Source organism: Nocardioides albertanoniae (assembly GCF_006716315.1).
Classification (GTDB): Bacteria; Actinomycetota; Actinomycetes; order Propionibacteriales; family Nocardioidaceae; genus Nocardioides; species Nocardioides albertanoniae.
Map to the genome: position 1 here is coordinate 3,922,016 of NZ_VFOV01000001.1, position 25,131 is coordinate 3,947,146.

Below are 25,131 nucleotides of genomic sequence, written 5' to 3' on the forward strand. Positions count from 1 at the left end.
CGCCCTCATCGCGACGGCAGCAGAGTCTGCGCCTGGCTCCACATCCGCGTCACGACGTCGGCCGCCGGTTCGGCGGCCGCCCGCGCGGCCGCCTGGCCGGCCCAGTGGTTGCCGCGGTCCACGGCCACCTCGGCGGCCGGGGCGGGCGTGCCCTTGCGCCACTGCCCGACCAGCCGACGCTGGTGCGGATAGGGCGCGGGCGTCGGCGCATCGGGTGCGTCCCAGCTCCGCACATAGGCCGTGGGAGCAGCGCGTCCGAGGCGGCCGGAGTAGGCCCGGGTCGTGACCGTGTCCTCCGGCGCGAGACCCTCCAGCGACGCCGCCCAGGTCTCGGCGATGCCTGTCTCCGGCGAGCGCAGCAGCGCGGTCCCGACCTGCACGGCGCTTGCCCCGAGGGTCAGCGCCGCGGCGACTCCCCGCCCGTCGGCGATCCCGCCCGTCGCGACCACCGGCAGGTCGACGCCGTCGACGATGTGCGGCAGCAGCGCGAGCAGCCCCACCGACGTACTCTCGGCCGCGTCGGGCTCGAAGACGCCTCGGTGACCGCCTGCTTCCAGCCCCTGCGCGACGATCGCGTCGGCGCCCGCCGCCTGCGCGGCCTGTGCCTCGGCCAGTGTCGTCGCGCACGCGAACCAGGCGATCCCGGCCTCGTGCAGGCGGTCGACGTACGCCGGCGAGAAGAGTCCCATGATCGAGGAGATCACCCGCGGCCGAGCCTCCAGCATCGCCTCGCACTGCTCCTCGAACGACGGCCCGGGCGGCTGCTCCGGCCCCGGCTCACCGAAGCCGCGCAGGAATCCCTGCGCTGCGGCGATCTTGGCGGGGTCGTCGTCGACCGGGTCGGGGATCCACATGTTCAGCTGGAACGGCCCCTCCGACCGCGACCGGAACTCTCTCACCCACGTCGAGATCTTCTCCGGAGCGTCCAGCACCACCCCGGCCGCCCCCATGCCTCCGGCACCGGCGACCGCGGCCGCCAGCGCGGGCGGGCACGCTCCCGCCATCGGCGCCTGAAGGATCGGCATCGAGAGGCCGTACGCCTCGCAGAACTCCTGGGCACGTCGTCGAGCAGTCACGCCGGCAACGGTAGCCCCGAAACCACTGGCGTCCCTCGGCCGGGCCGTGCAGGATCGAGCCATGCGCACACTCATCTACTCCGCCTTCGTCTCGATCGACGGCGTCGTCGACTCCCCCGGCGGCGGCATCGCCTCCGAGCCGCACCGCAGCGGCGGCTGGACCTTCCAGGACATCGAGTTCCTGCCGGATGCCTACGCGATCAAGGGCAGCGAGATGGAGGAGGCCGGCGCGATGATGTTCGGCCGGCGCAGCTATGAGGCGTTCGGGCCGATCTGGCCGGGCATCGAGGAGTTCGCGGCGATCAAGGAGATCCCGAAGTACGTCGTCTCCACGACCCTCGGCGACGACGCCCTCGTCGAGGGCTGGGGCCCGCAGACCGTCCTGCGGTCGTTCGACGACGTCAAGGCGCTCAAGGAGGGTGACGGCGGTCCGATCCTCGTCGCCGGCAGCGCCGAGCTCGCCCGCAACCTCTCCGACGCCGGCCTGATCGACCGCTACCACCTGCTGGTCTTCCCCGTCGTCCTGGGCGCCGGCAAGCGGATGTGGAGCGAGACCGACAAGGACAAGCAGCGGTTGAAGGTCGTCGAGTCGGAGACGTACGCCAACGGCATCATCAAGGTCGTCTACGACGTCGTGCGCTGACCGTCCGCGACAACCCGACAGCGCCCGCCCTCCGATCGGAGGAGCGGGCGCTGTCGGGTCAGGGTCAGGTTCAGCCGCCGAGGCCGTCGACCCAGTCCTGGTGGTCCTTGATCCAGGCCGCGACGGCTTCGCGCTGAGCGTCCTCGTCGTCACCTGCGTCGACGACACCCTTCTCGAGGGCGCCGTACTGCTCGTCGTCGAGCTTGGCCTTGCCCATCATCTCGGCCACCTCGGGGAACTCGCCGCTGAAGTCCTTGTTGGCGACCTCGTTGAGGGTCTCCGGCTCGCCGAGCGAGCCCTTCGGGTCCTCGAGGTCGCGCATGCCGAACTGGGCGTTGGCCCAGAACGGACGCCACAGCGTGACGACGATGTCCTCCTTGGCGTCGACGGCGTCGCCGAGCGCCGTGGTCATGGCGTTCGTCGAGGAGGTCTGGAGCTCCCAGCCGTCCTTGTCCAGCTTGTAGTCGGGGATGACCTTGTCCTGCACGGCGGCGGTGAGGCCGGCGCCCTGCTCGATGCCGACGATCTTGCCGTCGTAGTCGCCGGACTTGCCGATGAGGTCCTCGATCGACTTCAGCTTGGAGTACTCCGGCACCGCCAGGGTGAGCTTGGCGTTGTCGTAGTAGGAGCCGAGGTCTTCGAGGTCGTCGCCGTGGTCCTCCATGTAGGCCTTGTGGGTGACCTGCGGCCACGCGGAGGGGTAGACGTCGATGTCGCCACCGGCCAGGCCTTCGTAGAGCGGGCCGGCCTCGCTGAGCTCCTTGATCTCGACGTCGTATCCCTTGTCCTCGAGGACGTTCTCCCACAGGAGAGCGGTGCTCAGCCCGTCGGTCCACGACGGGATGATCCCGAGGGTGACGGTGCCCTTGCCCTCGTCACCGCCGCTGCCGCTGTCGGACCCGCAAGCCGCCAGGCTCAGACCCAGGCCGGCCGCCACAGCCATGGTGGCGATTCGCTTGGTTGTCGTGCCAAACATCTAACTTCCTTCCATTGGGGTGAAGCACCACAGGTGCTCACGGTCCCGAGAGTTCTTGAGTTGTTGGGGTCAGGCGGCCGCCGTCGTCTTCTCGTGAGGCTTCGGCTTCGGGGAGAACCGCTCGCGCAGCTCCTTGATCCGGCCATGACCGGGTCGGCGCGAGCCGACCGATGCGGTGAGCCGGTCGAGGAAGATCGCCAGGATCACGATGGCGAAACCGGCGTCGAAGCCCTGGGCGACGTTGGCCTGGGCCAGCGCGCCGGTGACCTCCTTGCCGAGGCCGTCGGCACCGACCATGCCGGCGATGACCGCCATCGACAGGGCCAGCATGATCACCTGGTTGACGCCGGCCATCACGGTGGGCATCGCCAGCGGCAGCTGGATGTTCTTCAAGATCGCGCGCGAGGTGGCGCCGAACGCCTGCCCGGCCTCCACGACCTCGCTCTCGACCTGCCGGATGCCGAGCTCGGTGAGCCGCACCGACGGCGCGATCGCGAAGATCACCGTGGCGACGATCGCCGCCGCGTTGCCGATGCCGAACAGACCGATCATCGGCACCAGCCACACCAGGCCGGGCATCGTCTGCAGGAAGTCCATCACCGGGCGTACGACCCGGCTCGCTGTGGCCGACCGGGCGGATGCGATCCCGACTGGCACACCGATCACGAGAGCGATCACAGCGGCGAGCAGGATCTGGGAGAGCGTCCACATCGCCGGCTCCCACATCTCGCCGAGAGCCTGGATGGCGACGAACCCGATGACCGTGCCGACCCCGAGCTTCCAGTCGCGCACCAGCCAGGCCAGCAGGCCGAGCAGCACCGTGACGATCAGCGGGTCCGGCACCATGAGGATGTCGTGCATGCCCTCGACCGAGCTCTCGATGCCGTCACCGACGGCGTCGAAGAACAGATCGAAGTTGGTCTTCAGCCAGTCGAACGCCTCGTCGACCTTCTCGCCGGCCGGCACGGTCGGCACGGCCACCAGCGGGTTGAGAATCTCAAGCATCGACAGCCTCCTTGTCTACGCCGTCTACACCGTCTACGCCGTCCGCGCCATCCACGCCGCCTCCGCCGCCTGAACCGGCGTTGGCCTCCACCTCGGCGTACGCTCCGAGCGCCGAGAGCAGGGTGATCCGCGGGATCACGCCGACCAGGCGCTGCTCGTCGTCGAGCACGGCGATGGACGGTGACTCGGCGGCCGGCCCGAACAGGTCGGAGATCGTGGTGTCGGCCGAGACGGTGGCGGCCTCCGGGACAGGTGTGAGCAGGTCGGCGAGGTCGGCCTTGTCGAGGTTGTTGCCGACGTCGCTCTCGGTGACGTAGCCCTTCAGGGTGCGGTCGCGCCCGACGACGAACATCGCCGGGATCTGGTGCTCGCGCATCAGCTTGTGGGCGACCCGCGGGCCCTGCTCCGCGCCGAGAACGGCGACGGGCGGCACCATGACCGAGGACGCCGTCAGCACGCGGGTGCGGTCGACGTCGGCGACGAACTGGGCGACGTAGTCGTTGGCCGGGTCGGTGAGGATCTCCTCGGCCGTGCCGATCTGCACGATGCGTCCGTTGCGCATCATCGCGATCCGGTCACCGATCCGCATCGCCTCGTTGAGGTCGTGGGTGATGAACAGGATCGTCTTGCCCAGCTTCTGCTGGAGCTCGATCAGCTGATCCTGCATGTCGCGGCGGATCAGCGGGTCCAGCGCGCTGAACGCCTCGTCCATCAGCAGGATGTCGGTGTCGGCGGCGAGCGCACGGGCCAGGCCCACGCGCTGCTGCATGCCACCGGACAGCTCGCTCGGCAGGTGGTCGTCCCATCCGGTCAGCCCCGACATCTCCAGAGCATCGTGGGCACGCCGTCGACGCTCCTCCTTGCCGACGCCCTGGGTCTCCAGGCCGTACGCCGCGTTGTCGAGCACGGTGCGGTGCGGGAAGAGCGCGAAGTGCTGGAAGACCATGCTGATGCGCTCGCGGCGCAGTCGGCGCAGGCTCTTCCCGGAGGCGGCGGTGAGGTTCTCACCGTAGACCTCGACGTGCCCCGACGTCGGCGGGTGCAGGCCGTTGATCATGCGGATCAGCGTCGACTTGCCGGATCCGGACAGACCCATGACGACGAAGATCTCGCCCTCCTCCACGGAGAACGACGCATCGACGACCGCGGGGGTCAGCCCCGCCTTCTTCAGCTCGGCGGTGTCGGCGCCGGCCTCGAGGCGTCTGACGCCATCGCGAGCCTTGCGACCGAACAATTTGTAAAGGTTGTGCGCCTCGATAGCCGGCACAGAGCCCCCTCATCTCGGCGGGTGAATCTTCTGTTGTGCCACTCGCCCGAGCGGAAGTGGACCGTCGATCAGCCGATCACAGTCGTACCGGCGTACGCAAACTGATCCTGTTTCTGTTACCAGATCGTACCTGGATCGTCCCTCCGGTGCCGAGAGCCTCTCACGGACACGGCTCGTAGAGGCCTCGCGTGCCGGTGCCGTACGCAGCAGCGTCGGTGAACGCGCAGCCGTGGTCGGCGTCGGCGACGGCCGCGGGGTCGAGGACGTCGTCGCCGGCGGGCCGGTCGCCGTGCTCGACCCAGTCGACGAGGTCGTTCCACGCGGCAGAGGCCTCGGCGGGGCTGAACTCGCAATGGTCGGCCGAGCGGATCCCGCGCTGCACGAGCAGGTCGCTGCGATGGTGGCGGGCGGCCTTGCGGGCATAGCTCTGCTCGAGGGAGTAGGGCACGAAGATGTCGCCGAGGTTGTGCAGGCTGACCACGGGCGCGGTCGGACGCCCGGCGATCCTGGACGGCTCGTTGAGCCGGCGGCTGTTCCGTGCGGCCGGGTCGGCCGCGTCGGCCCGCTCGATCTCGGCGTCGAGGTCGACGGGCGTGTTCGGGGTGTAGACGGAGTCGCGGTTGCTCGCGACCCGGCCGATGTTGAAGCCCAGGGTGCCACCGTCGTCGGCGAGACCGAACGTGAACAGGTAGTCCTTCCAGAGCTCGAAGGCCGCCTCCACGCCGGGGCGCTGGCCGCCGCTGCGCTCGATCGTCAGCGCGCGCAGCTGTTCACCCTCGGGGGTGAGGGCGCCGTCGAGCCCGAGCCGGTCCTTGATCAGCGGCACGTCGACGTCTTGATAGTCGGCGGGATAGGGATAGGCGTCGTGGCGGGCCAGCGTCTGCGCGGCGAGGTTGTAGTCGAGGAAGTAGTCGAAGAGCTCCACGTCGCCCAGCTGCCCGCACATCGGGAGCGCGCCGTCGTAGAGGCCCGGATACTGCTCCAGCGAGCGCGCGATCACGTGCCCGCCCATGGACACGCCGGTGACGTAGGTGCGGGTCGCGCGGTGCGGCAGCACCGAGGTGGCGTACGTCGCCAGATCCTGGGTCGAGCGCACCCCGGCGCCCACGTCGTAGCCGTTGGTCGAGTAGCTCGAGGCCGCCCAGGCGTACCCCTGCTCCAGGAACGTACGCCGCAGCTCGAACCCCGGGGTCTCGGGGTAGAGCTCGTAGCTGTTGCCCCGGTAGCCGTGGGCCCACATCACCAGCTCGCCGTTCCAGTGCTCCGGCACCTCGAGGATGTAGGCAGCGTGCTCGCGCACCCCCTGGCGCACCGAGGTCTCGTGGCCGTCGACGACGATCGGCGCGAGCGGTGGGTTGCTGATCGTGTAGCCCGGCAGCGGCTGGTCTCCGGGCGGCTCGGGGTCGGCGTGAGCCTGGCCGGTCGAGGCGACCAGGGCGGTGGCGGTCAGGAGGAGGGCGAGGACGGCGGCTGACGCACGAGGCATGTCTGTGAGAGTAAAGCCATCTCGCAGCCTCCGTCTCAGGAACGGCTCAGCGCCCGACGGCCCGCTGGATCGCCCCGATCGCGGCTCGCCCGGCCCCCTTGACCCCGGCCGCGACGAACGTGGTCCAGTCGAAGTAGTCGCGCCAGAGCACGATCTCGCCGTCGCGCACCTCGAAGATGCCGCACACCCAGAACTCCACGGCGACCGTGCCGCGCCGGAGCACGTCGATCCGCTCGGTCATCACGACCGGCCCGTTGGCGGCGATGTTGATCATCCGCGCCTCGAAGCCGGTGGTGTATCGGTCCATCAGGCGGAGCTGACGACCGACCTCGCCCTGTCCGCGCGCCGGCGGGAGCGGCACGTTGCGGTAGCTGACGTCGTCGGCGCACAACGCCAGCGCGCCCTCGATGTCGCCCCGCTCGAGGGCGGCCAGGAACTGTTCGACGAGCTCGATCTCGTTCATGCCCTCACGCTATCGCCGATCGACGATCCCCAGGGATCGACCACAGAGGATCAGGAGACCTTCTTGACCAGGTTGGCGGCGTACTCCTCGACGGTGTTGCCCTCCTGGAACTGCTTGCCGTCGAGGATGACGGTCGGCGTGCCCTGGACCCCGTCGTCGGCGGCGGCCTTGGTGGCAGCCTCGGCCCACGGCTTACCGGCGAGCTTGGTGATGCCGTCCTTGACCGCCGACTCCTCGGCACCGGCCTCGACCGCGAGGTCGACGAGCTCGGGAGCCTTGGGGAACGGACCGGTCTCTGCGGGCTGGTTCTCGTAGAGCAGGTCGTGGAACTCCTTGGCGACCTTGTCACCCGACTTCTCCTGCACGACGGCGAAGGCGGAGGTGGCGAGCTCGGAGTAGGGCCCGGCCTGGTTGAGGAGCACGAACGGGCGGTAGTCGACCTGCACCTTGCCCTCGGCGGCGAGCTCGGCGAGGTCGTCGCGGGTGGCGGCCTCGAAGTCGCCGCAGTAGGGGCAGAGGAAGTCTTCGTAGATGACGACCTTGTGCTTGGCGTCGTCGGGTCCGACGACGAGCCCGTGGTCGCTGCTGCTGGCCTCGACGTCGACCTTGCTGTCGCTGGATCGGTTCAGGCTGAACACGACGAGCAGCGCGATGATGATCGCGATGACGGCGACGATCCCCGCGACGGTGAGGATCGATCGGCGGGCGCGCTTCTTGCGCATCGCCTCCAGCTCAGCGGCAGCCTTGGCGGCACGCGCCTGACGCCGCTCGTTGCGCGAGGGTCCACCCGTCGAATCCGTGCTCATGCAGGCAAACCTAGGCGCATCACCTGAGGACAGCCTGAAACCACGCCCGGGCAACCGTTATCGCATCGTCGCCGTGCCCGTCACGAGCCCGCGGATCAGCGGCGTTATGGTGCTCTGCGTGGCTTCTCTGAAAGAACGTCTGGTCTGGATCGACTGCGAGATGACCGGGTTGTCCCTCGAGAACGATGCGCTCATCGAGGTCGCAGCCCTGGTCACCGACTTCGATCTCAACGTGCTCGGCGACGGGGTCGACATCATCATCAAGCCCCCGGCCGAGGCGCTGGAGCAGATGGACGACTTCGTACGCAACATGCACATCAAGTCGGGGCTCCTGGTCGAACTGGAGAACGGCGTGACGATGCGTGAGGCCGAGGAGCAGGTGCTCGCCTACATCTGGGAGCACTGCGGCAAGGACTCCCGCCCGCCGCTGGGCGGCAACACCGTGGCCACCGACCGCAACTTCCTCGCTCGCGACATGCCCGAGCTCGAGGGCTTCCTGCACTACCGCAACGTCGACGTCTCCTCGATCAAGGAGCTCTCCCGACGCTGGTTCCCACGGGCCTACTTCGCCTCCCCTCCCAAGCGCGGCAACCACCGTGCGCTGGCAGACATCCAGGAGTCGATCGAGGAGCTGCGCTACTACCGCGAGGCGGTCTTCGTGCCGATGCCCGGCCCCGAGTCGGATGTGGCCAAGGAGATCGCCTCTCGCCACGGCGCCTCGATCACCGGTCTGGGCGACCCGGCAGACACCCCCGATTCCACGGATCCAGCCTGACTCCCCTATAATTCTTGCTGGCTCGGACATGCGCTGTGCGGGCCGATGGTGGGCGTAGCTCAGTTGGTAGAGCATCGCGTTGTGGTCGCGAGGGTCGCGGGTTCAAGCCCCGTCGTTCACCCCATTGAACGGCCCGTCCGAGAGGACGGGCCGTTCGTCGTTTTCGGCGCCCTTTCGGGAGTCGTCTTTCCAGCGGTCTCATCTCGCGGCTCTCCCTTGGGTTTCGACGATTACCTGACTAAAGTCAGGTATATGAGCGCTGACACCTCTGTGATGCGAGCCTTCAACCGCAGCTACGTACGCCGCGTCGGAGCCCTCGAGGAGTCCTTCCTCGGCAGCGGCCTCCCCTACGGCCACGCCCGGATGCTCCACGAGATCGCCCTCAGCGCACCGGGCGCGCCCACCGTCCAGGAGCTGCGGATGCGGCTCGGCGGCCTCGACTCCGGCTATGTCAGCCGGATCCTGCGAGCGCTCGAGGGCAACGGCTACGTCACGATGCGGTCCGACCCGGCCGACGGCCGGCGGCGTACGGTCGAGCTGACCGGCGACGGCAGGGCCGCCGCCGACGACCTCGACAAGCGCTCCGAGGATCGCGCGCTGCAGCTGCTCGACCCGCTTACCCAGCGCCAGCGCGACCGGCTCAACGAGGCGCTGGCCACCGCCGACCTGCTCGTGCGGGCCGCCACCATCACGATCGATCCGGTAGACCCGCGCGACCCGATCGCCCAGGAGGCGATGGGCCGCTACTTCGCCGAGATCGGCGACCGCTTCGGGTTCACCGTCGGCGACGAAGGCTTCGGCGACGACCCCTCGCTGCGCCCGCCCCACGGAGCCTTCTTCGTCGCCGCCAGCGACGGCGCCCCGGTCGCCTCCGGTGCGGTGCGCGACTTCGACGGCACCGGTGAGATCAAGCGCATGTGGGTCGACCCGAGCTGGCGCGGCGCCGGCCTCGGCTCCCGGCTGCTCCGCCACCTCGAGGCCGAGGCGCTGCGACTGGGCCACCAGGTCGTACGCCTCGACACCCGCGACGTGCTCACCGAGGCGATCTCGATGTATGAGCGCGCCGGCTACGAGCGCGTCGAGCGCTACAACGACAACCCGCACGCCACCCACTTCTTCGCCAAGTCGCTGACTCAGGCGTAGGTCTCCAACCGGCCCAGCGGCGGCTGGGCGCTCGGGTGGCCCACCGCCGCCGCCCCGACCGCGCAGGCCGTACGCAGCGCCTGCTCGTCGGGCGTCGACGCCATCAGCGCGAGCGTCAGCGCCGCCGAGAAGGCATCGCCGGCCCCCACGGAGCTGACCACGTCTGCGCGGGGCGCCGGCACCCGGGCGGTCTCCTCGCCGCGGACGAACATCGCGGCGCCCTGCGCCCCGTAGGTCACCGCCACCCGCTCGGCCGCCCGCAGCTCGGGCATCGCGGCCTGCTCGGCCTCGTTGACGATGAACAGGTCGACCCGCTCGATCAGCTCCGGCGCGATCGCGGCGGCCGGGGCTGCGTTGACCACCACGAGACCGGGTGCGCTCGCGGCGACGGCCGCGACTACCTCGATCGGCAGCTCGAGCTGCATCAGCACGGCCTCCGACCCACTGATCTCCACGCCGTCGGCGACCACGTCGGCGTTGGCGCCGCCGCAGACCACGATCTGGTTCTCCCCCGCCGCGTCGACCGCGATCAGGGCCGTGCCGGTGGCCGAGCCGAGGCTGCGTACGCCGCCGACATCGACCCCCGCTGCCCGGATCGTCTCGAGCGCCCAGGCCCCGTCAGCGTCGTCGCCGACAGCTCCGACCATCCGCACCCGGGCGCCCAGCCGGCTCGCGGCGACGGCCTGGTTGGCGCCCTTCCCGCCGACGTCGCGGCGCAGCCGCCCACCGGCGACGGTCTCCCCGGCTCGAGGGAGCCGTTCGATGGTCGCGGTCAGATCGACGTTGATGCTTCCGACGACGACCAGGTCGTGAGGTGGGCGTGAGGTCACCGGCTCAGTCAAGCACCCTTGCTCACGGCGACGGCCCCGCCCTGCACGCCTGCTGACCGGACCAGCCCGACGCACGCGTAGGGCAGGTCGGTGACCCGCTCCACCGGCACGCCGCGCTCCTGGGCGAGCCTCTTGACGTGCGCGACGTCGGCGTCGCGCGCGGGGTTGACCAGGATCTTCGAGAGCTCGCCGTGCAGCAGCATCCAGGTGGTGGCTCCCACTCCGGGCTTGAGGTGGTCGAGGTCGCCGACCCCGAACTTCTCGGCGAGCGTCTCGACGGCGTCCCAGCCGGCCCAGGTGGCGGTGTGGTCACCGCCGAGATGGGCATCGATGTCACGCATGATCCGGGTGCGCACGATCGGGAACCGCGCCGCGATCATGTCGATGAACTTCTTCGACACGTCTGCCGACGCGAGGTCGGGGTAGAACATCGCGCCGTGGAAGTCGTTGGGGCCGGTCAGGTCGTCGTCGATGATCGTCTGAGAGACCAGCCCCGCCACCGTCGCGTTCAGGCAGGCCGCCGGGATCAGGAAGTCGTCGCGGGTGCCGTAGGTCGAGACCGCGCGACCCGGGTCGGCCAGCACGGCGAGCTCCGGAGAGAACGGCGAGGAGAGATGGGCGTGCAGCGTCGCGTTGGCCTTCTCCACCGAGGAGGCCAGCTCGCGGGCGATCGCGCCCTTGCCGGTCCAGCCGTCGACGAACATCACGTGGGCAGGGTCGTGGTGAGCGGCCAGATAGGCCAGCGCGGTCTCGTCGACGCCACGACCGGGCACGATGGAGAGCGCGTAGTGGGGCAGGTCGAGCCCGTGCACCCGTTGGGCCCAACGCCGCATCAGCACACCGATCGGGGTGCCCGTGCGCGCCAGCGAGACCAGCACCGCGTCCGGCCCGCGCCGCGCGAGCACCTGCTCGGTGACCAGGCCGACGGCGTAGGCGACCCGCTCGGCCGAACCGCTCAGCGCGGTGGCGAAGAGCTCCTGATGGGCCTCGTCGGGCTGCCCCTCGACCGGCAGCGGCCCCGCGGCGGTCTCGGGGTCGGCGCCGGAGAGATCCTTGAGCAGCCAGGCGACGTCGTCGCGCTCGTAGGAGCTGAAGGCGGGACCACGCAGCGGCGCCGGCAGCTGCCGGGCCGGCTGGTCGTGGCGAGGCTCCGGCTTGTGGGCCGGGATGGTCACGACCACCACCCGCGGCGAGATCCGGGCCAGCTGGTCGACCAGCCCGCCCTTCTCGTGCAGGGCCGGAGTGTCGGCAGGCTCGTCGACGACGAGCACGATCGCGGCGTACGCCCCCTCGCGCAGGTTGTAGGCATACCGCCGGCCACCCTCGTCGGCAGTGTCGTCGTCGGCACCGTCGGCGCCGTCGACATCACCCGCGGCAGGGGCGTCATGGGCGGGGAAGCTGAGCGCGGTGCGGATCGCGTATCCCGGGTCGTCGACCTCGAGCACCGGCGAGCGCGTGGTGGTCGAGAAGGTGATCTCGTGGCGACGCCCCTCGGCCGCACGCCGGTCGGCCAGCGCGGAGGCGATCCGCAACGGGGCGTACATCAGCTCCTCGGTGCCGAGGACGTGCACCGGGCCGTCTGGGATGCGCCCGGCCACGGCCGCCGCGGTCACCGTGACGGCCGACTCGTAGATGGAGCCGCTGACCGAGAAGCCGTGGCGGCCACCCTCGGGCACGGCTCGCGGCCACGTCGCCACGACCTGCACGACGTCTCCGCGGGGGCGCTCGGCGTGGTCGACACCGGCCAGCTGTCGCAGGTTCTCCACGGTGTCGATGAGCCGGTTGCCGTGGTCGGCGAGATTGTCGGGAAGGTCGATCTCGCCCGTGGCGAGGGAGACGACGCTCAGGCTCGCGCCCAGCCGCTTGACCGATCGCTCCATCTTGGCGCGATGGTCGGCCGAGCGCAGATCGATGAGCGTCGCCACGACGTAGTGCTTGCGCGGGAACTTCCTGTGCAGCGTGCGGAGCGTGGTGAGCACCGTCTTGCCGGTCGTGAGCTCGTCGTCGACGAGCACGAGCGTCTCGGCTCGGCCGAGGAAGCCCGGGTCGGAGGGCAGCAGCTGGTGGGAGCTCGCCACCGAGTGGGTCTCCTCGAAGTCACCGACGGACTCGATGCCGTCGACGACGCGACGGGTGGAGTGCAGATACGGGGCACCGACCGCGTCGGCGACCAGGTGGCCGAGGGCGGTCGCGGTCTCGGCATAGCCGAGCACCACGGCGTTGCCCGTCACGGCTGCGCGCGCCTTCGCGCCCAGGCGGTGTCCGGCCTCGGTCACCAGGCGCGGATCGGTGGGGACGTGCTTACCGAGGACGGAGGAGACGAGAAGCTGTGCGCGACGGGGGTTGCGGCGTACGGCGAGGCCGACCATGTCGGTGAGCATCATGCCGTTCGGCGCCTCGGTGGTGCGCAGACGCACGCCCAGACGCTCGGCCACCCAGTTGCCTGACCAGCCGTTCGATTCGTCTCTCACCTGTGTGACCCCATCCCCCTATGCCTCGGACCTGGCTCAACCGTACGTACCCCACCCAGGTGCACACGGTTGGGATGCTCCGAGACATCCCTGATCGTGAGCCAGTCCACGTTGTCGCGTCCCATGTTGGCCCTTATTCACCGGTTTGACCACCGCCTGTGACCCACCTGTTCTGTTCTGCCGTCGTCCCGAGCGGGACATCGGTCCCAAAAATAGAACATGTTCTTGTGCCTGGCGGCGAGGTGCCCATAGGTTCTGGGGTATGCCTCGCCGCTCGGGAACCCGCCGTCTCCTCGTCCTCGTGGCGACACTCGCCGCCCTCGGTGGCTCGCTACCGGCCGCCGCTGCCGAAGCGACGGAACCGACAGAGCCGAAGACGGAGCCCGCGCCGGACGACCGGACACCGGCGCTGTCGCGAGAAGGGCGCTGGCTGGTCGACCAGCACGGCCGCGTCGTGCTGGTGCACGGCCAGAACCTCGTCTGGAAGCACGATCCGTACGTGCCGCCCGACTCCCCCGAGGGCTTCACCGAGCAGGACGCGGAGTGGCTGGCGGAGCACGGCTTCAACGGCGCCCGGATCGGCACCCTGTGGGCGGGCGTGACCCCGGAGGCGCCCGGCGAGGTCGACGAGGACTATCTCGACGACTGGCAGCGGGTGATCGACCTGCTCGCCGACGAGGGCATCTGGATGCAGTACGACTTCCACCAGGACATGTGGCACGAGACCTACGGCGGCGAGGGCGTGCCCGACTGGGCGGCGAAGCGCCCGGCGCCCTACAACCTGCATCCGCCGATCAAGCTGCCGTTCCCCGCCGGTTACATCACCCCCGAACTGGCGACGGTCTACGACCACTTCTTCGCCAACCGCGGCGGCCTCCTCGACGGCTGGGCGGCCGCGTGGGGCGCGGTGGCGCAGCGGTGGGGCGACCAGCCCTACTCGATGGGCTACGACCTGATGAACGAGCCGTGGTCGGGGCGTGAGTGGGTCACCTGCCCGCTGACCGGCTGCCGGAGCACCTATGCGAAGGAGATGCAGCCGGCGTACGAGAAGGCGTTGGCGGCCATCCGGAAGTCCGACCCGGACGGGATCGGCTGGTTCGAGCCGGAGGTGCTGGCCAACCAGACCGGGAAGTCCTACTTCGGCCCGGTCGCGGGCGAGGACCAGGTCGGCTTCTCCTGGCACAGCTACTGCCCCTTCGGCTACCTCGACTCCCAGGGCATCCCGGTCGGCGTCGGCCAGTGCAAGAGCTATGCCGCGACCCACAACCAGGCAGCGCTCGACCAGGCCGAGAAGATGAACGGCACCAGCCTGCTCTCCGAGTTCGGCGCGACCGACAACACCGAGCTGCTCACCATCGACACCGCAGCCGCCGACGACAGCTTCGCCTCCTGGATGCACTGGGCCTACAAGCACTGGGGCGACCCGACGACCGCCGACGGCGCCCAGGGCATGTTCACCGACGACGCCGACCTCTCGACCGTGAAACCCGACAAGCTGCGTACGTTGGTCCGCACCTATCCGCAGGCCACGGCCGGCACCCCGGTCGACCTCTCCTTCGACCCCGACACCGGCGCGTTCAGCTACACCTACGAGCCGGCCACCGACATCGAGGAGCCGACCGAGATCTTCGTCAGCCCGCTCCACTACCCCGACGGGCCCGACATCTTCGTCGACGGTGGCAAGGTCGTCGGCACCGCCGACCACCACCGGATCCTGGTGGAGCCGGACGGCTCCGACCAGGTCACGGTCACGATCAAGTAGTCACATGTTGCGGGGGCCGGTGGCGTCGTCGCGCTCGGTCTCCGACATGCTGCGCGACTTCAGCAGGCTCAGCACGGTGGTGATCGCCAGGATGCCGATGATGACGCTCAGCGAGACGCCGATGGAGATCTCGGGCGCCCACCCGACGTGGTGGCCGCCGTTGATGAAGGGCAGCTCGTTCTCGTGCAGCGCGTGGAAGACGAGCTTGACCCCGATGAAGCCGAGCAGGATGGCCAGGCCGTAGGACAGGTAGACCAGGCGCTCGAGCAGGTCGCCGATGAGGAAGTAGAGCTGACGCAGACCCATCAGCGCGAAGATGTTGGCGGTCAGCACCAGGTAGGCCTCGTTGGTCAGGCCGTAGATCGCCGGGATCGAGTCGAGCGCGAAGAGCAGGTCGGTGGTGCCCAGCGCGCAGATGACGATGAACATCGGGGTCGCCATCCGCTTGCCGTTCTCACGGATGAACATCTTGGCGCTGTTGAACTCCGAGGTGAGCGGGATGCGCCCGGAGAGGAACCGCACGATGGCCGGCTCCTCGAAGTCGTCCTCGTCCTCGCCACCCTCGAGCGCGAGCTTGACCGCGGTGTAGATGAGGAACGCACCGAACAGGTAGAAGACCCAGCTGAAGTTGTTGATCGCGGCCGCGCCGACACCGATGAAGATGCCGCGGAAGACCAGCGCCAAGATGATGCCGATGAGCAGCGCCTTCTGCTGATAGCGCCGTGGCACGGAGAACTTCGACATGATGATGATGAAGATGAACAGGTTGTCGACCGAGAGCGAATACTCCGTCAGCCAGCCCGCGAAGAACTCCGTGCCGTACTTCGGGCCGGAGAACACGTAGACACCGATGCCGAACAGCACTGCCAGACCGATGTAGAGACCCAGCGCGACGATCAGCTCGCGACGCGACGGCTCGTGCGGCCGTCGGCCGATGACGAGTACGTCGACGAGCAGCACGGCACTGGCCAGGCCGATGGTCAACCACCAGATGAGTGGAGAGACGTCCACGGAGGGACTCCTTTTGGTCGTGAAGGCAGAGCGGTTGTTCTCATGGGGAAGATTAGGCGACCGAGGGCTAAACCTTCGAAGCGCAGTGCCCTCGAGGTCGTCGCGTCGATAATCTAGGGTTGTTCTGTCCCTGCGTCGTCCCAGCCCCGTGTCGTCCCGGCCCCGTGTCGTCCCAGTCTTCGGAGGATCTGATGTCCACCTCGCTCGCCAAGGGGCAGTCGGTCTCGCTCACCTCGGGTGAGGAGAGCATGACGCACGTGCGGATGGCGCTGGGGTGGGACGCGGTCCGCCACGGCTTCTTCGGCGGGCTCCGCGGCGCCGACGTCGACATGGACGCCTCCGCGATCCTCTACGACGCCGCCGGCTCCCACATCGACCAGGCGTGGTTCCGCCAGCTCAGGTCGAAGGACGGATCCGTGGTGCACACCGGCGACAACCGCACCGGAGCCGGTGACGGCGACGACGAGTCGATCGTCGTCCAGCTCGACCGGCTGCCCGCCGAGGTCGCTCAGATCGTCTTCACGATCAACTCGTTCACCGGGCAGAGCTTCGCCCAGATCCAGAACGCGTTCTGCCGTCTCGTCGACGAGAGCACCCACACCGAGATCGCCCGCTTCGATCTGAGCCAGTCAGGACCGCACACCGCGGAGATCATGGCCAAGGTCAGCCGCGACGGGCACGGCTGGGCGATGACCGCCATCGGCGCGATCGGCAACGGGCGTACGTTCCAGGACCTGTTGCCGGCGATCGCGCCGACGCTCTGACGGTTCCGAGCTAGCGCTTGGCCCGCTTGATCTCGTCCTTGGCGGCCTGCGTGGCGATCGCCTCGGCCTTGGCCTCCTCGCCGAAGACGCCCTCGGCCTTCGCCTTCTCGACCTTCTTGAACTGGCGCAGCAGGCTCCAGCCGATCAGCGCGACAGCGACGCAGAGAGCGATGAAGATCGCGAAGGCGGTCCAGCCGGCCACGATGTCCTTGTCCTGCGGAGGAGTGGGCTCGGGGGCGGGCTGGGAGGTGTGAAGTGACTGCGTCGTCATCGGGAGGCCGGACATAGGGGCATTGTCTCACCCCTACCTGAGACACACCCAGGCGGCGGCTCAGGCGGTGACGACCTGGCCGTAGCTGATCTCACGCCCGACGGCGGCCTTGCCCTCGTCGTCGGCGGTGGAGACGTCGAGCCCGTCGAACAGGTCGGTCTCCTCGCGCCGCTCGGCCTCGGGCACCGGCACGTAGGAGGTGACCAGCTCGAAGTCCTCGGTCGGCCAGGCCTCCTTCTCGATCTCGCGCGGCACCGCGAACCACGATCCGTCGGGGTCGATCTGGGTCGCGTGCGCGAGCAGCGCCTGGTCACGTACGCCGAAGTAGTCGGCGCACTCGACCTTCGTGGTGACCCGCTCGTCCCAGCCGGCCGGACGCTTCCAGGTCTCCAGGCGCTCTTCGTAGGGCGAGCTGAGCCCGTGGCGCTTCAGCGTCTCGTGCAGGGCGATCATCCGCGGGAAGTTGAAGGTGTGGCTGTAGTAGAGCTTCAGCGGCTGCCACGGTTCCCCGGCGTCGGGGAACCGGTCGGGGTCGCCGGCGGCCGCGAAGGCCTCCACCGAGACCCGGTGGCACATGATGTGGTCGGGGTGCGGGTAGCCGCCGTTCTCGTCGTAGGTCGTGACCACGTGCGGCCGGAAGGCACGGATGATCTCGACGAGCCGACGCGTGCTCACCTCGAGCGGGGTGCGGCCGAAGCAGCCTTCGGGGAGCAGCGACCAGTCCTTGGCGGCCATGTCGGCCTGCATGAACTCCTCGACCCAGCCGGAGTCGACGAAGCCGAGCCAGTCCTGCTTGATGCCGAGGATGTCGCGGGCGCGGTGCATCTCCTCGCGACGGATCTCGTGGATGTTCTCCAGGATCCCGGGACGGTCCATCTTCGGGTTGAGGATGTCTCCTCGTTCACCACCGGTGCAGGTCGCGACGTGGACGTCCACGCCCTCGGCGACGTACTTCGCGGTGATCCCTGCGCCCTTGCTCGACTCGTCGTCGGGGTGGGCGTGCACGTGCATCAGACGGAACGCCTGCTGGAGCTGATCTGGCATGAGTTCGATTCTATCCTCGCTCCGTCTCACGTTTCGGTTACCCGCTCCCAGTCCGCGGACATCTTTGCTGGTAGCCCGGTGGTGGCTCCGAGGGACGGATGTGCGGTCGTCACAGCAGGGATGGGACCATGTCGTACGTGAGCACGCCGTCATCTGCCGAAGCGGGGCCCGAAGCCGTGAATTCCGAGGCTGGATCAGAGGAGCGCCGCATCGCGAGCCGCTACGGCCGTGGCCCGCGCCGGCGGCCGGGGGTGCTCATCGTGGCTCTGGCCGTCGCCGTGGTCGCGATCGTCGGCTGGTTCGGCTGGGCGCTGTGGGCGGCCCTGCACCCCCAGGTCTCCTCCGGGCTGGAGAAGTGGGAGGCGACCAGCGAGAACGAGGTCGAGGTGACCTTCGTCGTACGCCTCCACGACAAGGACGCGAAGCCGGTCTGCTCCGTCGAGGCCGAGGACGACAAGGAGGAGAAGGTCGGTCACCTCGAGTTCACCGCCCACGAGGGTCGCCAGACGGTGACCATCCCGACCGAGCGCCGTGCGCTGCGTGTCGAGTGGGGTGACTGCACGGTCGACTGACCGCGCAGCCACCCGCGCTGCTAGGCGGTGAAGACCTCGATCTTCAAGATCTCGACCTTGAGCGGGCCGCGGGGCCCCTCGTAGGTCACCGCGTCGCCGACGCCGGCACCGATGAGGGCCTCGCCGACCGGGGACGCGGCCGAGGAGATCTCGATGCCGCCCGCGTAGTCCTTCATCTCGATGGAGGCGATGAGGCGGGTCTCGGCCTCGTCGTCGTCATCGCCCTCGAACTTGAACGTGACCAGCTTGCCGACCGAGACGATGTTGTCGTCTTCGGGCACGGTCGAGTCGGCCTTCTGCAGGAGCGCCTCGAGCTGCTGGATCTGACCCTCGAGCTTGCCCTGCTCCTCACGAGCGGCGTGGTAGCCGCCGTTCTCCTTGAGGTCGCCCTCGTCGCGCGCGGCGGTGATCTCGGCGAGGACCTCCTGGCGGCGAGGGCCCTTCAGGTATTCCAACTCCGCGGTCAGCTTCTCGAACGCGCCCTTGCTCAGCCAGATCGTGGCAGAGGTGGTCTCGGTCGACTGCGTCATGGGTTGCTCCTGATGGGTAGTGAATAAGTAAGGGGCGCCGGCAATCTCGATCACCGGCGCCTTCTCTCCCCCGCGGTGTGGGCATACTTCACCCGTTTGACGTCCTGAGGGAGATTGTCAGAACTTTCAGTTTAACAAGGCAACCACACCCGGGGACAGTCCGCGACCGAAACGTTGCCTATTCCGCCCTCTGGACCGGCCACCGGCACGCCGGGGCAGACCCGGGGCAGACCCGGGCTCAGTTCGGGGGCTGATCAGGCCGTGGTCGCCGGGTAGCCCTTGCCGCGCAGCTCCTCGAGAACACGCTCGGCGTGGGTCTGACCACGGGTCTCGAGCTGAAGGTGGACGCCGACCTCAGCCAGCCTCAGTCCGGGGTTGGTGCGCGAGTGCACCACCTCCATGACGTTGGCACCGGTGCCGCCGACCACCGCCAGCAGCGTGGCCAGAGCGCCCGGCTCGTCGGGGATCGTGACCGCGACCGGCAGATAGCGACCTGCCAGCGTCATGCCATGCTGGATGACCTTGCCGAGCAGCAGCGGGTCGATGTTGCCACCCGAGAGCACCACGACGACGGGCCCCTCGAAGGCCTCGGGCGTGTCCATCAGCGCTGCCACGCCGACGGCGCCGGCCGGCTCGACGACCAGCTTGGCGCGCTCGGCCAACGACAGCAGCGCGCCCGAGATGGCCTCTTCGGAGACCGTGCGGATCTCGTCGACGTAGGACTGGATCATCGGGAAGTTGGTCTCCCCCGGCAGCCCGACCGCGATGCCGTCGGCCATCGTCGGCATCTTGTCGAGGCGGATCGGCCGGCCCTCCCGCAGCGAGACGGGATAGGCGGCAGCGGTCTCCGCCTGCACACCGATGATCTTCACGTCGGGGTGCTTCTCCTTGATCGCGAGCGCCGCACCGGCCAGCAGGCCGCCGCCGCCGAGCGGGATGACGACCGTCTTGACCTCGGGCGCCTGCTCGAGGATCTCGAGCCCGATCGTGCCCTGACCAGCGACGACGTCGCTGTGGTCGAAGGGGTGGATCATCACCGCACCGGTGCGCTCGGCGAAGGCCAGGGCCGCTTCGAGGCACTGGTCGACGTACTGTCCCTCGAAGATCACGTCCGCGCCGTAGGCACGGGTGGCCTTCTCCTTCGGGATCGGCGCGCCCTCGGGCATGAACACCGTCGCGGGGATGCCGAGGGTGCGCGCCGCCAGCGCGACGCCCTGTGCGTGGTTGCCCGCGCTGGCGGCCACCACACCGTTCTTCCGCTGTTCCTCGGAGAGTCGGGCGATGCGTACGAACGCGCCTCGAGCCTTGAAGGAGCCCGTACGTTGCAGGTTCTCGCACTTGAGGATGACCGTGTCGCCGACGATGTCGCTGAGCCAGCGCGACCCCTGGACCGGGGTCTCGGTGATCTGGCCGCGAAGCAGCTCACGGGCCTCGACGATGTCGTCGTAGGTCGGCTGAAGGGTCTTCTCAGGCACCGTCTGCTCCTGGGCTCGGTGGGGGCGGGCTCGACGGAGGCGGGCCCGACGGGGGTGGGGTGGACGGACCGTCGGGTCGAAGCCCCGCACGGTTGTCGGCGGCCGGCGCAGGCACCGGAGCGGCGTTGAGGTGGTTGGCCACGGCGTTGAGGGCGGCCACGAGAGGCACGGCCACGAGCGCGCCGGCGACACCGCCGAGCACGATGCCGGTGGCCACCGAGAGAATGACGCCGAGCGGGTGCACCCGCACCCAGCGGCCGAGCAGGAACGGCTGCAGACCGTGCGCCTCGAGCTGCTGCACGAGGATCACGCCGCCGAGCATCAGCAGCGCCGTCAGCGGGCCCTGCGAGACCAGCGCCACCAGCACGGCCACCGCACCGGCGACGGTGGCGCCGACCAGCGGCACGAAGGAGCTCAGGAAGACGAGCACGCCGATCGCCACCACGAACGGCACCTGCAGCGCGGCGGCGATGATCATGATGCCGACCGCGTCGACCGCGGCGACGATGACGGTGGCTCGGGTGAACTGGGTCAGGGAGACCCACGCGACGCGGCCCGAGCTGTCCATCCGGCTGCGTGCTGCGCGCGGGGCGAGCCGCACGAGCCAGCCCCAGATCCGCTCGCCCTCGGCGCAGAAGAAGTAGGTCGAGAAGAGCACGATGAACAGCCCAGCGAAGACGTCGAGCGCCACCCCTCCGACCTCGCTGACGCGGGAGAACGGGTTGGCCGCATAGGCCGCCGCCCACTCCTCCACCGTGGTCTGCACGGTGTTGAGCCAGGTGTCGATCTGGGTCTCGCTCGCGTTGAACGGCCCGTTGATCAGCCAGTCGCGGATCTCGTCGAGCGCCTTGACGGTCTGGCCGGCCAGGTCGGTGAAGCCGTTGGCCACCTGGGTGCCGGCGAAGCTCAGCATGGCGATGATGACCACGAGCACCCCGATCACCACGAAGAGCGCGGAGATGCTGCGTTTGAGGCCGATCCGGGCCAGGCCGTTGACGACCGGCGAGACCAGAGCCGCGATCAGCAGCGCGATCACCAGCGGGATCACGACGATGCTGATGATGCCGAGGGCTCGCACGATGATGAACCCGGCGGCCACGATGACCAGGAACCGCCAGCCCCACTGGGCGGCCAGCTCGACGCCGTAGGGCACGTCGGTGCGGCTCACCGGCTTCGGTGCGGCCACCGGCTCGGGGGCGGCCAGCTGCTCCTGGCGCTCCTCCCGCAGCCGCTCGAACTGGTTGACCAGGCGCAGCGCGAAGCTCTCCGCCGACTCACGGGCCTCAGCGGCGGCCTCCTTGGCCACCTCGGCGGACTCGCGTGCGTCGGCCTCTTCCTGGGCGTGGCGCTGCGCGCGCCGCTGGGCGCTGCGCTCCTCCCTGCTGCGCTTGATCGCGCCTGTCATCCGCTCGAACCTCCCTGTCGCGGTCGACTCGTCGCCGCCGGGAGCGTCCCCCTGATCCGTCACCTGAGAGAGGCTACCGGGAAGGTGTCAAGTGCGTGGCCAGGTGTCGGGCAGTTGCCGGATGGGCGCGCGCGAGCAGGCCGACGGCCGCGAGCACGTAGTCGCTGTCGACGCTGCGTACGGACTCGCCCGGTAGCTGCCAGCCGCCTCTCACCGACCAGCGCATCACCCGCTCCTCGACGCCCGGACGACCATGCCTGAGTACGCCGCCGGAGCCGATCACGACGCCCACGCGGCGCAGGTCGGTGCCGGTGCGCTCGATGACCTTCCCGCTCGGCGAGAGCACGACCCGAGACCGTCCGGCGTGGCGCTGGAGAGCGGTGGAGACCGCGATCCTCGCGAGCAGCTCGTCGGTGTCCTTGTCCTGCTCGGTGGCCGGGATCCAGTCGGGGTGGTTGCGGCGGTGCTCGACGTCGGCGGATAGATCCGACTCGGCGAGGCTCGGGTCGGCATGCTCGGCCGCCGCGAGGGTCGTAGGCGCCGACCAACGCATCCCGAGATCGCCCTCGACGGTGCGGGTCACCGGGGTGACCGCGACGACCTCCTCACGCACGTGCTCGGCCTCGGGGTCGGGGCGTACGACGCTGTGCACGTCGGTGGTGGCGCCGCCGACGTCGACCACGACGACGTCCTCGCCGAGCACCTCGGCGAGCGTCTCGACACCGAGGAGCACGACGTCGGGGGTCGCGCCCCGGACGATCTCGGTGAACTCCGATCGGCTGCTCAGCCCCTTGCCGCCGATCACATGCTCGAGGAACATCTCACGCACTGCCTCACGCGCGCTCTGCGGCGCCAGCACACCGATCTTGGGCACGACGTTGTCGCAGGTGCGCAGCGGGTTGTCGGCAAGGACCGCGGTGACCTCGTCGCGCGCGTGCTGGTTGCCGGCGTAGACCACCGGCCCGGACCAGCCGGCGTCGACCAGCGCTCGGGCGGCGCCGAGGACGATGTCGTGGTTGCCGCCGTCGGTGCCGCCGGTGAGCAGCACCAGGTCCGGCGACGTGGCGGCGAGGGTGGAGCGCAGGTCGCCGGCGGCATCCTCCGACGCCATCGCGACCACCGCGACCACCTTGCCGCCGCTGGAGAGCGCGACGCGCCGCCCGGCCTCCGCGGTCACCAGCTCCTCGTTGCCGACCACGGCGATCCGGAGGCCACCGCCGGCCGAGGAGCAGGCGAGCACCTCGGCCGTGGTCGCTCGCGGGTCGGTCTCGGCGAGGCTCGTCAGGCAGGCGTCGTAGGCCTCCATCACCTCCTCGAGCGACGTCGGGGCGCTCGCGGAGCCGAGCACCTCGCCCGAGGCGAGGTCGACATGGAGCGCCTTGGTCCAGGTGGAGCCGAAGTCGACGCAGACGGCGCTCTGTGGTGGCTCAGCTCTGGTCAAGGGCCTGCTCGAGGTCGGCGACCAGGTCCTCGGCGTACTCGATCCCGACGGAGAGCCGCACCAGGTCGGCCGGCACCTCGAGGTCGGTGCCCGCGACGCTCGCGTGGGTCATCTTGCCGGGGTGCTCGATGAGGCTCTCGACACCGCCGAGCGACTCGCCCAGCGTGAAGATCTTGGTGCGCTCGCACACCGCGAGCGCCTGGGCCTCGCCGCCGGTGACCCGGAAGGAGACCATCCCGCCGAACCGCTTCATCTGCTTCTGGGCGACCGTGTGGCCGGGGTGGGTCTCCAGCCCCGGGTAGATGACCTCGCCCACCTGGGGGTGGGAGGTCAGGAAGTCGGCGATGCGCTCGGCGTTGTCGCAGTGGCGGTCCATGCGTACGGCCAGGGTCTTGAGGCCGCGCAGGGTCAGCCAGGCACCGAACGGGTCGGCGATCGCGCCGGCGGCGTTCTGCAGGTAGCCGATCTTGTCGGCGAGCTCGAGGTCCTTGACGACGACCGCACCGCCGACGACGTCGGAGTGACCACCGACGTACTTGGTCGTGGAGTGCACCACGACGTCGGCGCCGAGGGTGAGCGGCTGCTGCAGGTAGGGGCTGGCGAAGGTGTTGTCGACGACCAGCAGCGCGCCGGCGTCGTGGGCGACCGTGGCCAGGGCGGCGATGTCGGCGATGTTGAGCAGCGGGTTGGTGGGGGTCTCGACCCAGATGACCTTGGTCTTGCCGGGCTGGATCGCGGCGGCGACGGCGTCGGGGTCGGCCACCTGGGCCGGCGTGTGCGCGATGCCCCACTGGCTCTCGACCTTGTCGATCAGCCGGTGGGTGCCGCCGTAGGCGTCGTCGGGGATGACCATGTGGTCACCGGGCCGCATCAGGCTGCGGATCAGCGTGTCTTCGGCGGCCAGGCCGGAGGCGAAGGCGAAGGCCCTCTCGCCGCTCTCGACCGCCGCGAGAGCACCCTCGAGCGCCGTGCGCGTCGGGTTGGCGGAGCGGCTGTACTCATAGCCGTTGCGCAGGCCGCCGACGCCGTCCTGCTTGTAGGTCGTGGTGGCGTAGATCGGCGGGATCACCGCACCCGTGGTCGGGTCGGGCTCGTAGCCCGCGTGGATCGCCTTGGTCTCGAAACCGGCCTTGCCGAGGTGCTGCTGCTCGCTCACGCTCCGAGCCTACGTCCGATCTCACGTCTCGGCCCATCCGGGAACGTTCGTGCATCGAACTGTGTTGGAGACTGGTAGCAATCCCGACCCTTGGAGGTTCCGCATGTTCGGCCGACCCACCCGACTCTTCTCGCCCGAGAGCACTCTTCCCGGCCGCGACCAGGCGCTCTTCGAGCTGCCCGCCAAGCACCGGGTCCTCGGCACTCCTCTGCTCGCCTCCCCCTCGGACGGGACCGCCCCGGAGGGTGCTGAGGTGGCGTACTTCGGTCTCGGCTGTTTCTGGGGCGCCGAGGAGATCTTCTGGCAGATGCCGGGGGTCTACTCGACCGCTGTCGGGTATCAGGGCGGCACCACCGCCAACCCGACCTACGAGGAGGTCTGCAGCGGTCAGACCAACCACACCGAGGCCGTCCGGGTCGTCTTCGACCCCGCCGTGGTCTCCTACGGCGAGCTCGTCAAGAAGTTCTTCGAGGTCCACGACCCGACCCAGGGGATGCGGCAGGGCAACGACGTCGGTACGCAGTACCGCTCGGCGCTCTACTACGGCTCCGACGCACAGAAGGCGACCGCTGAGGAGCTGACCAAGGTCTACGGGGACGAGATCGCCCGTCGCGGGTACGGCGAGATCACCACCGAGATCCGCGAGGTGCCGACGTTCTACGCCGCCGAGCCCGTGCACCAGCAGTACCTGGACCGTGTGCCCAACGGCTACCGCTGCCACGCGAACACGGGCATCGCCTTCCCCGCGACCGCCTGAGG

24 protein-coding genes and 1 tRNA gene are annotated in these 25,131 nt (G+C 69.4%); 8 read left to right on the forward strand and 17 right to left on the reverse strand.

Annotated features, from left to right (window positions below; genetic code table 11):
* Positions 1-5 precede the first annotated feature (5 nt).
* Entirely contained in the window at positions 6-1,076 is a 1,071-nt protein-coding gene (locus FB381_RS18890) for an NAD(P)H-dependent flavin oxidoreductase (RefSeq protein WP_141781703.1), read from the reverse strand.
* A 61-nt stretch (positions 1,077-1,137) separates the two neighbouring features.
* On the opposite strand from FB381_RS18890, the gene FB381_RS18895 reads away from it, so the two are divergent.
* Entirely contained in the window at positions 1,138-1,719 is a 582-nt protein-coding gene (locus FB381_RS18895) for a dihydrofolate reductase family protein (RefSeq protein WP_141781704.1), read from the forward strand.
* Between the two features lie 70 nt (positions 1,720-1,789).
* Here the strand turns inward: FB381_RS18895 and FB381_RS18900 are convergent, their stop codons facing one another.
* The 6 genes from FB381_RS18900 to FB381_RS18925 form a co-directional block, all read right to left on the reverse strand.
* A complete protein-coding gene (locus FB381_RS18900) occupies positions 1,790-2,695 on the reverse strand; it encodes a glycine betaine ABC transporter substrate-binding protein (RefSeq protein WP_141781705.1) in 906 nt (301 codons plus the stop codon).
* Positions 2,696-2,764: 69 nt separating this feature from the next.
* The gene (locus tag FB381_RS18905) at positions 2,765-3,700 is read right to left on the reverse strand and encodes an ABC transporter permease (protein ID WP_141781706.1); all 936 of its coding nucleotides are present in this window, start codon (positions 3,698-3,700) and stop codon (positions 2,765-2,767) included.
* The gene (locus FB381_RS18910; RefSeq protein ID WP_141781707.1) at positions 3,693-4,967 is read right to left on the reverse strand and encodes a quaternary amine ABC transporter ATP-binding protein; all 1,275 of its coding nucleotides are present in this window, start codon (positions 4,965-4,967) and stop codon (positions 3,693-3,695) included. The genes FB381_RS18905 and FB381_RS18910 overlap by 8 nt, the downstream gene beginning before the upstream one ends.
* A gap of 160 nt (positions 4,968-5,127) precedes the next feature.
* Entirely contained in the window at positions 5,128-6,453 is a 1,326-nt protein-coding gene (locus FB381_RS18915; RefSeq protein WP_211352494.1) for an alpha/beta hydrolase family protein, read from the reverse strand.
* Between the two features lie 46 nt (positions 6,454-6,499).
* On the reverse strand, positions 6,500-6,916 hold the full coding sequence (locus tag FB381_RS18920; protein WP_141781708.1) for a limonene-1,2-epoxide hydrolase family protein: 417 nt from the start codon (positions 6,914-6,916) through the stop codon (positions 6,500-6,502).
* A 50-nt stretch (positions 6,917-6,966) separates the two neighbouring features.
* Positions 6,967-7,722: a DsbA family protein gene (locus FB381_RS18925; protein WP_141781709.1), complete on the reverse strand. Its 756-nt coding sequence runs from the start codon at positions 7,720-7,722 to the stop codon at positions 6,967-6,969.
* A 106-nt stretch (positions 7,723-7,828) separates the two neighbouring features.
* Between FB381_RS18925 and orn the strand changes: the two genes are divergently transcribed.
* The 3 genes from orn (at position 7,829) to FB381_RS18940 (ending at position 9,640) form a co-directional block, all read left to right on the forward strand.
* On the forward strand, positions 7,829-8,497 hold the full coding sequence (gene orn, locus FB381_RS18930) for an oligoribonuclease (protein ID WP_211352593.1): 669 nt from the start codon (positions 7,829-7,831) through the stop codon (positions 8,495-8,497).
* A 48-nt stretch (positions 8,498-8,545) separates the two neighbouring features.
* A tRNA-His gene (locus tag FB381_RS18935) sits at positions 8,546-8,621 on the forward strand.
* A 128-nt stretch (positions 8,622-8,749) separates the two neighbouring features.
* Entirely contained in the window at positions 8,750-9,640 is an 891-nt protein-coding gene (locus FB381_RS18940) for a bifunctional helix-turn-helix transcriptional regulator/GNAT family N-acetyltransferase (RefSeq protein WP_141781710.1), read from the forward strand.
* Here FB381_RS18940 and FB381_RS18945 read toward each other — a convergent pair.
* Positions 9,631-10,470 (reverse strand): ribokinase, encoded by an 840-nt coding sequence (locus FB381_RS18945; RefSeq protein WP_141781711.1) that lies wholly within the window; start codon positions 10,468-10,470, stop codon positions 9,631-9,633. The two genes, FB381_RS18940 and FB381_RS18945, sit on opposite strands and share 10 nt — an antisense overlap.
* 8 nt (positions 10,471-10,478) lie before the next feature.
* On the reverse strand, positions 10,479-12,941 hold the full coding sequence (locus tag FB381_RS18950; RefSeq protein ID WP_141781712.1) for a phosphoribosyltransferase domain-containing protein: 2,463 nt from the start codon (positions 12,939-12,941) through the stop codon (positions 10,479-10,481).
* Positions 12,942-13,242: 301 nt separating this feature from the next.
* Between FB381_RS18950 and FB381_RS18955 the strand changes: the two genes are divergently transcribed.
* Positions 13,243-14,703: a glycoside hydrolase family 5 protein gene (locus FB381_RS18955; RefSeq protein ID WP_170225233.1), complete on the forward strand. Its 1,461-nt coding sequence runs from the start codon at positions 13,243-13,245 to the stop codon at positions 14,701-14,703.
* Here FB381_RS18955 and FB381_RS18960 read toward each other — a convergent pair whose 3' ends face one another.
* Positions 14,704-15,714: a TerC family protein gene (locus tag FB381_RS18960; protein ID WP_141781714.1), complete on the reverse strand. Its 1,011-nt coding sequence runs from the start codon at positions 15,712-15,714 to the stop codon at positions 14,704-14,706.
* Between the two features lie 191 nt (positions 15,715-15,905).
* Between FB381_RS18960 and FB381_RS18965 the strand changes: the two genes are divergently transcribed.
* Entirely contained in the window at positions 15,906-16,478 is a 573-nt protein-coding gene (locus FB381_RS18965; protein ID WP_141781715.1) for a TerD family protein, read from the forward strand.
* 10 nt (positions 16,479-16,488) lie between these two features.
* On the opposite strand, the gene FB381_RS18970 is transcribed toward FB381_RS18965, so the two are convergent.
* The gene (locus tag FB381_RS18970; protein ID WP_141781716.1) at positions 16,489-16,764 is read right to left on the reverse strand and encodes a hypothetical protein; all 276 of its coding nucleotides are present in this window, start codon (positions 16,762-16,764) and stop codon (positions 16,489-16,491) included.
* A gap of 45 nt (positions 16,765-16,809) precedes the next feature.
* Positions 16,810-17,793 carry a mycothiol conjugate amidase Mca gene (mca, locus tag FB381_RS18975; protein ID WP_141781717.1) on the reverse strand — a complete coding sequence of 328 codons (984 nt, stop codon included), beginning with the start codon at positions 17,791-17,793 and terminating at the stop codon, positions 16,810-16,812.
* Positions 17,794-17,921: 128 nt separating this feature from the next.
* On the opposite strand from mca, the gene FB381_RS18980 reads away from it, so the two are divergent.
* Positions 17,922-18,365, forward strand: a complete 444-nt coding sequence (locus FB381_RS18980) for a DUF4307 domain-containing protein (protein WP_170225234.1) — start codon at positions 17,922-17,924, stop codon at positions 18,363-18,365.
* A gap of 20 nt (positions 18,366-18,385) precedes the next feature.
* Here the strand turns inward: FB381_RS18980 and greA are convergent, their stop codons facing one another.
* The 5 genes from greA to FB381_RS19005 form a co-directional block, all read right to left on the reverse strand.
* Positions 18,386-18,895, reverse strand: coding sequence for a transcription elongation factor GreA (gene greA, locus FB381_RS18985; RefSeq protein ID WP_141781719.1), 510 nt, complete (start codon positions 18,893-18,895; stop codon positions 18,386-18,388).
* Between the two features lie 254 nt (positions 18,896-19,149).
* Positions 19,150-20,370, reverse strand: a complete 1,221-nt coding sequence (gene ilvA, locus FB381_RS18990; protein ID WP_141781720.1) for a threonine ammonia-lyase — start codon at positions 20,368-20,370, stop codon at positions 19,150-19,152.
* Positions 20,363-21,838: an AI-2E family transporter gene (locus FB381_RS18995; protein WP_246088197.1), complete on the reverse strand. Its 1,476-nt coding sequence runs from the start codon at positions 21,836-21,838 to the stop codon at positions 20,363-20,365. The genes ilvA and FB381_RS18995 overlap by 8 nt, the downstream gene beginning before the upstream one ends.
* Before the next feature lie 10 nt (positions 21,839-21,848).
* Positions 21,849-23,216, reverse strand: coding sequence for a glutamate mutase L (locus tag FB381_RS19000; RefSeq protein ID WP_141781721.1), 1,368 nt, complete (start codon positions 23,214-23,216; stop codon positions 21,849-21,851).
* Positions 23,203-24,372 carry a cystathionine gamma-synthase gene (locus FB381_RS19005; protein WP_141781722.1) on the reverse strand — a complete coding sequence of 390 codons (1,170 nt, stop codon included), beginning with the start codon at positions 24,370-24,372 and terminating at the stop codon, positions 23,203-23,205. Before FB381_RS19005 ends, FB381_RS19000 begins: the two co-directional genes overlap by 14 nt.
* A gap of 103 nt (positions 24,373-24,475) precedes the next feature.
* Here FB381_RS19005 and msrA point away from each other — a divergent pair, with 103 nt between their 5' ends.
* Positions 24,476-25,129 carry a peptide-methionine (S)-S-oxide reductase MsrA gene (gene msrA, locus FB381_RS19010; protein WP_141781723.1) on the forward strand — a complete coding sequence of 218 codons (654 nt, stop codon included), beginning with the start codon at positions 24,476-24,478 and terminating at the stop codon, positions 25,127-25,129.
* Positions 25,130-25,131 lie beyond the last annotated feature (2 nt).

Coding starts and splice junctions, on each gene's coding strand:
- FB381_RS18965 (WP_141781715.1), top strand. CDS start 15,906: ATGTCCACCTCGCTCGCCAAGGGGCAGTCGGTCTCGCTCACCTCGGGT.
- greA (WP_141781719.1), bottom strand. CDS start 18,895: ATGACGCAGTCGACCGAGACCACCTCTGCCACGATCTGGCTGAGCAAG.
- mca (WP_141781717.1), bottom strand. CDS start 17,793: ATGCCAGATCAGCTCCAGCAGGCGTTCCGTCTGATGCACGTGCACGCC.
- FB381_RS18940 (WP_141781710.1), top strand. CDS start 8,750: ATGAGCGCTGACACCTCTGTGATGCGAGCCTTCAACCGCAGCTACGTA.
- FB381_RS18900 (WP_141781705.1), bottom strand. CDS start 2,695: ATGTTTGGCACGACAACCAAGCGAATCGCCACCATGGCTGTGGCGGCC.
- FB381_RS18920 (WP_141781708.1), bottom strand. CDS start 6,916: ATGAACGAGATCGAGCTCGTCGAACAGTTCCTGGCCGCCCTCGAGCGG.
- FB381_RS18980 (WP_170225234.1), top strand. CDS start 17,922: ATGTCGTACGTGAGCACGCCGTCATCTGCCGAAGCGGGGCCCGAAGCC.
- FB381_RS18895 (WP_141781704.1), top strand. CDS start 1,138: ATGCGCACACTCATCTACTCCGCCTTCGTCTCGATCGACGGCGTCGTC.
- msrA (WP_141781723.1), top strand. CDS start 24,476: ATGTTCGGCCGACCCACCCGACTCTTCTCGCCCGAGAGCACTCTTCCC.
- FB381_RS18915 (WP_211352494.1), bottom strand. CDS start 6,453: ATGCCTCGTGCGTCAGCCGCCGTCCTCGCCCTCCTCCTGACCGCCACC.
- FB381_RS18925 (WP_141781709.1), bottom strand. CDS start 7,722: ATGAGCACGGATTCGACGGGTGGACCCTCGCGCAACGAGCGGCGTCAG.
- orn (WP_211352593.1), top strand. CDS start 7,829: ATGGTGCTCTGCGTGGCTTCTCTGAAAGAACGTCTGGTCTGGATCGAC.
- FB381_RS18905 (WP_141781706.1), bottom strand. CDS start 3,700: ATGCTTGAGATTCTCAACCCGCTGGTGGCCGTGCCGACCGTGCCGGCC.
- FB381_RS18970 (WP_141781716.1), bottom strand. CDS start 16,764: ATGTCCGGCCTCCCGATGACGACGCAGTCACTTCACACCTCCCAGCCC.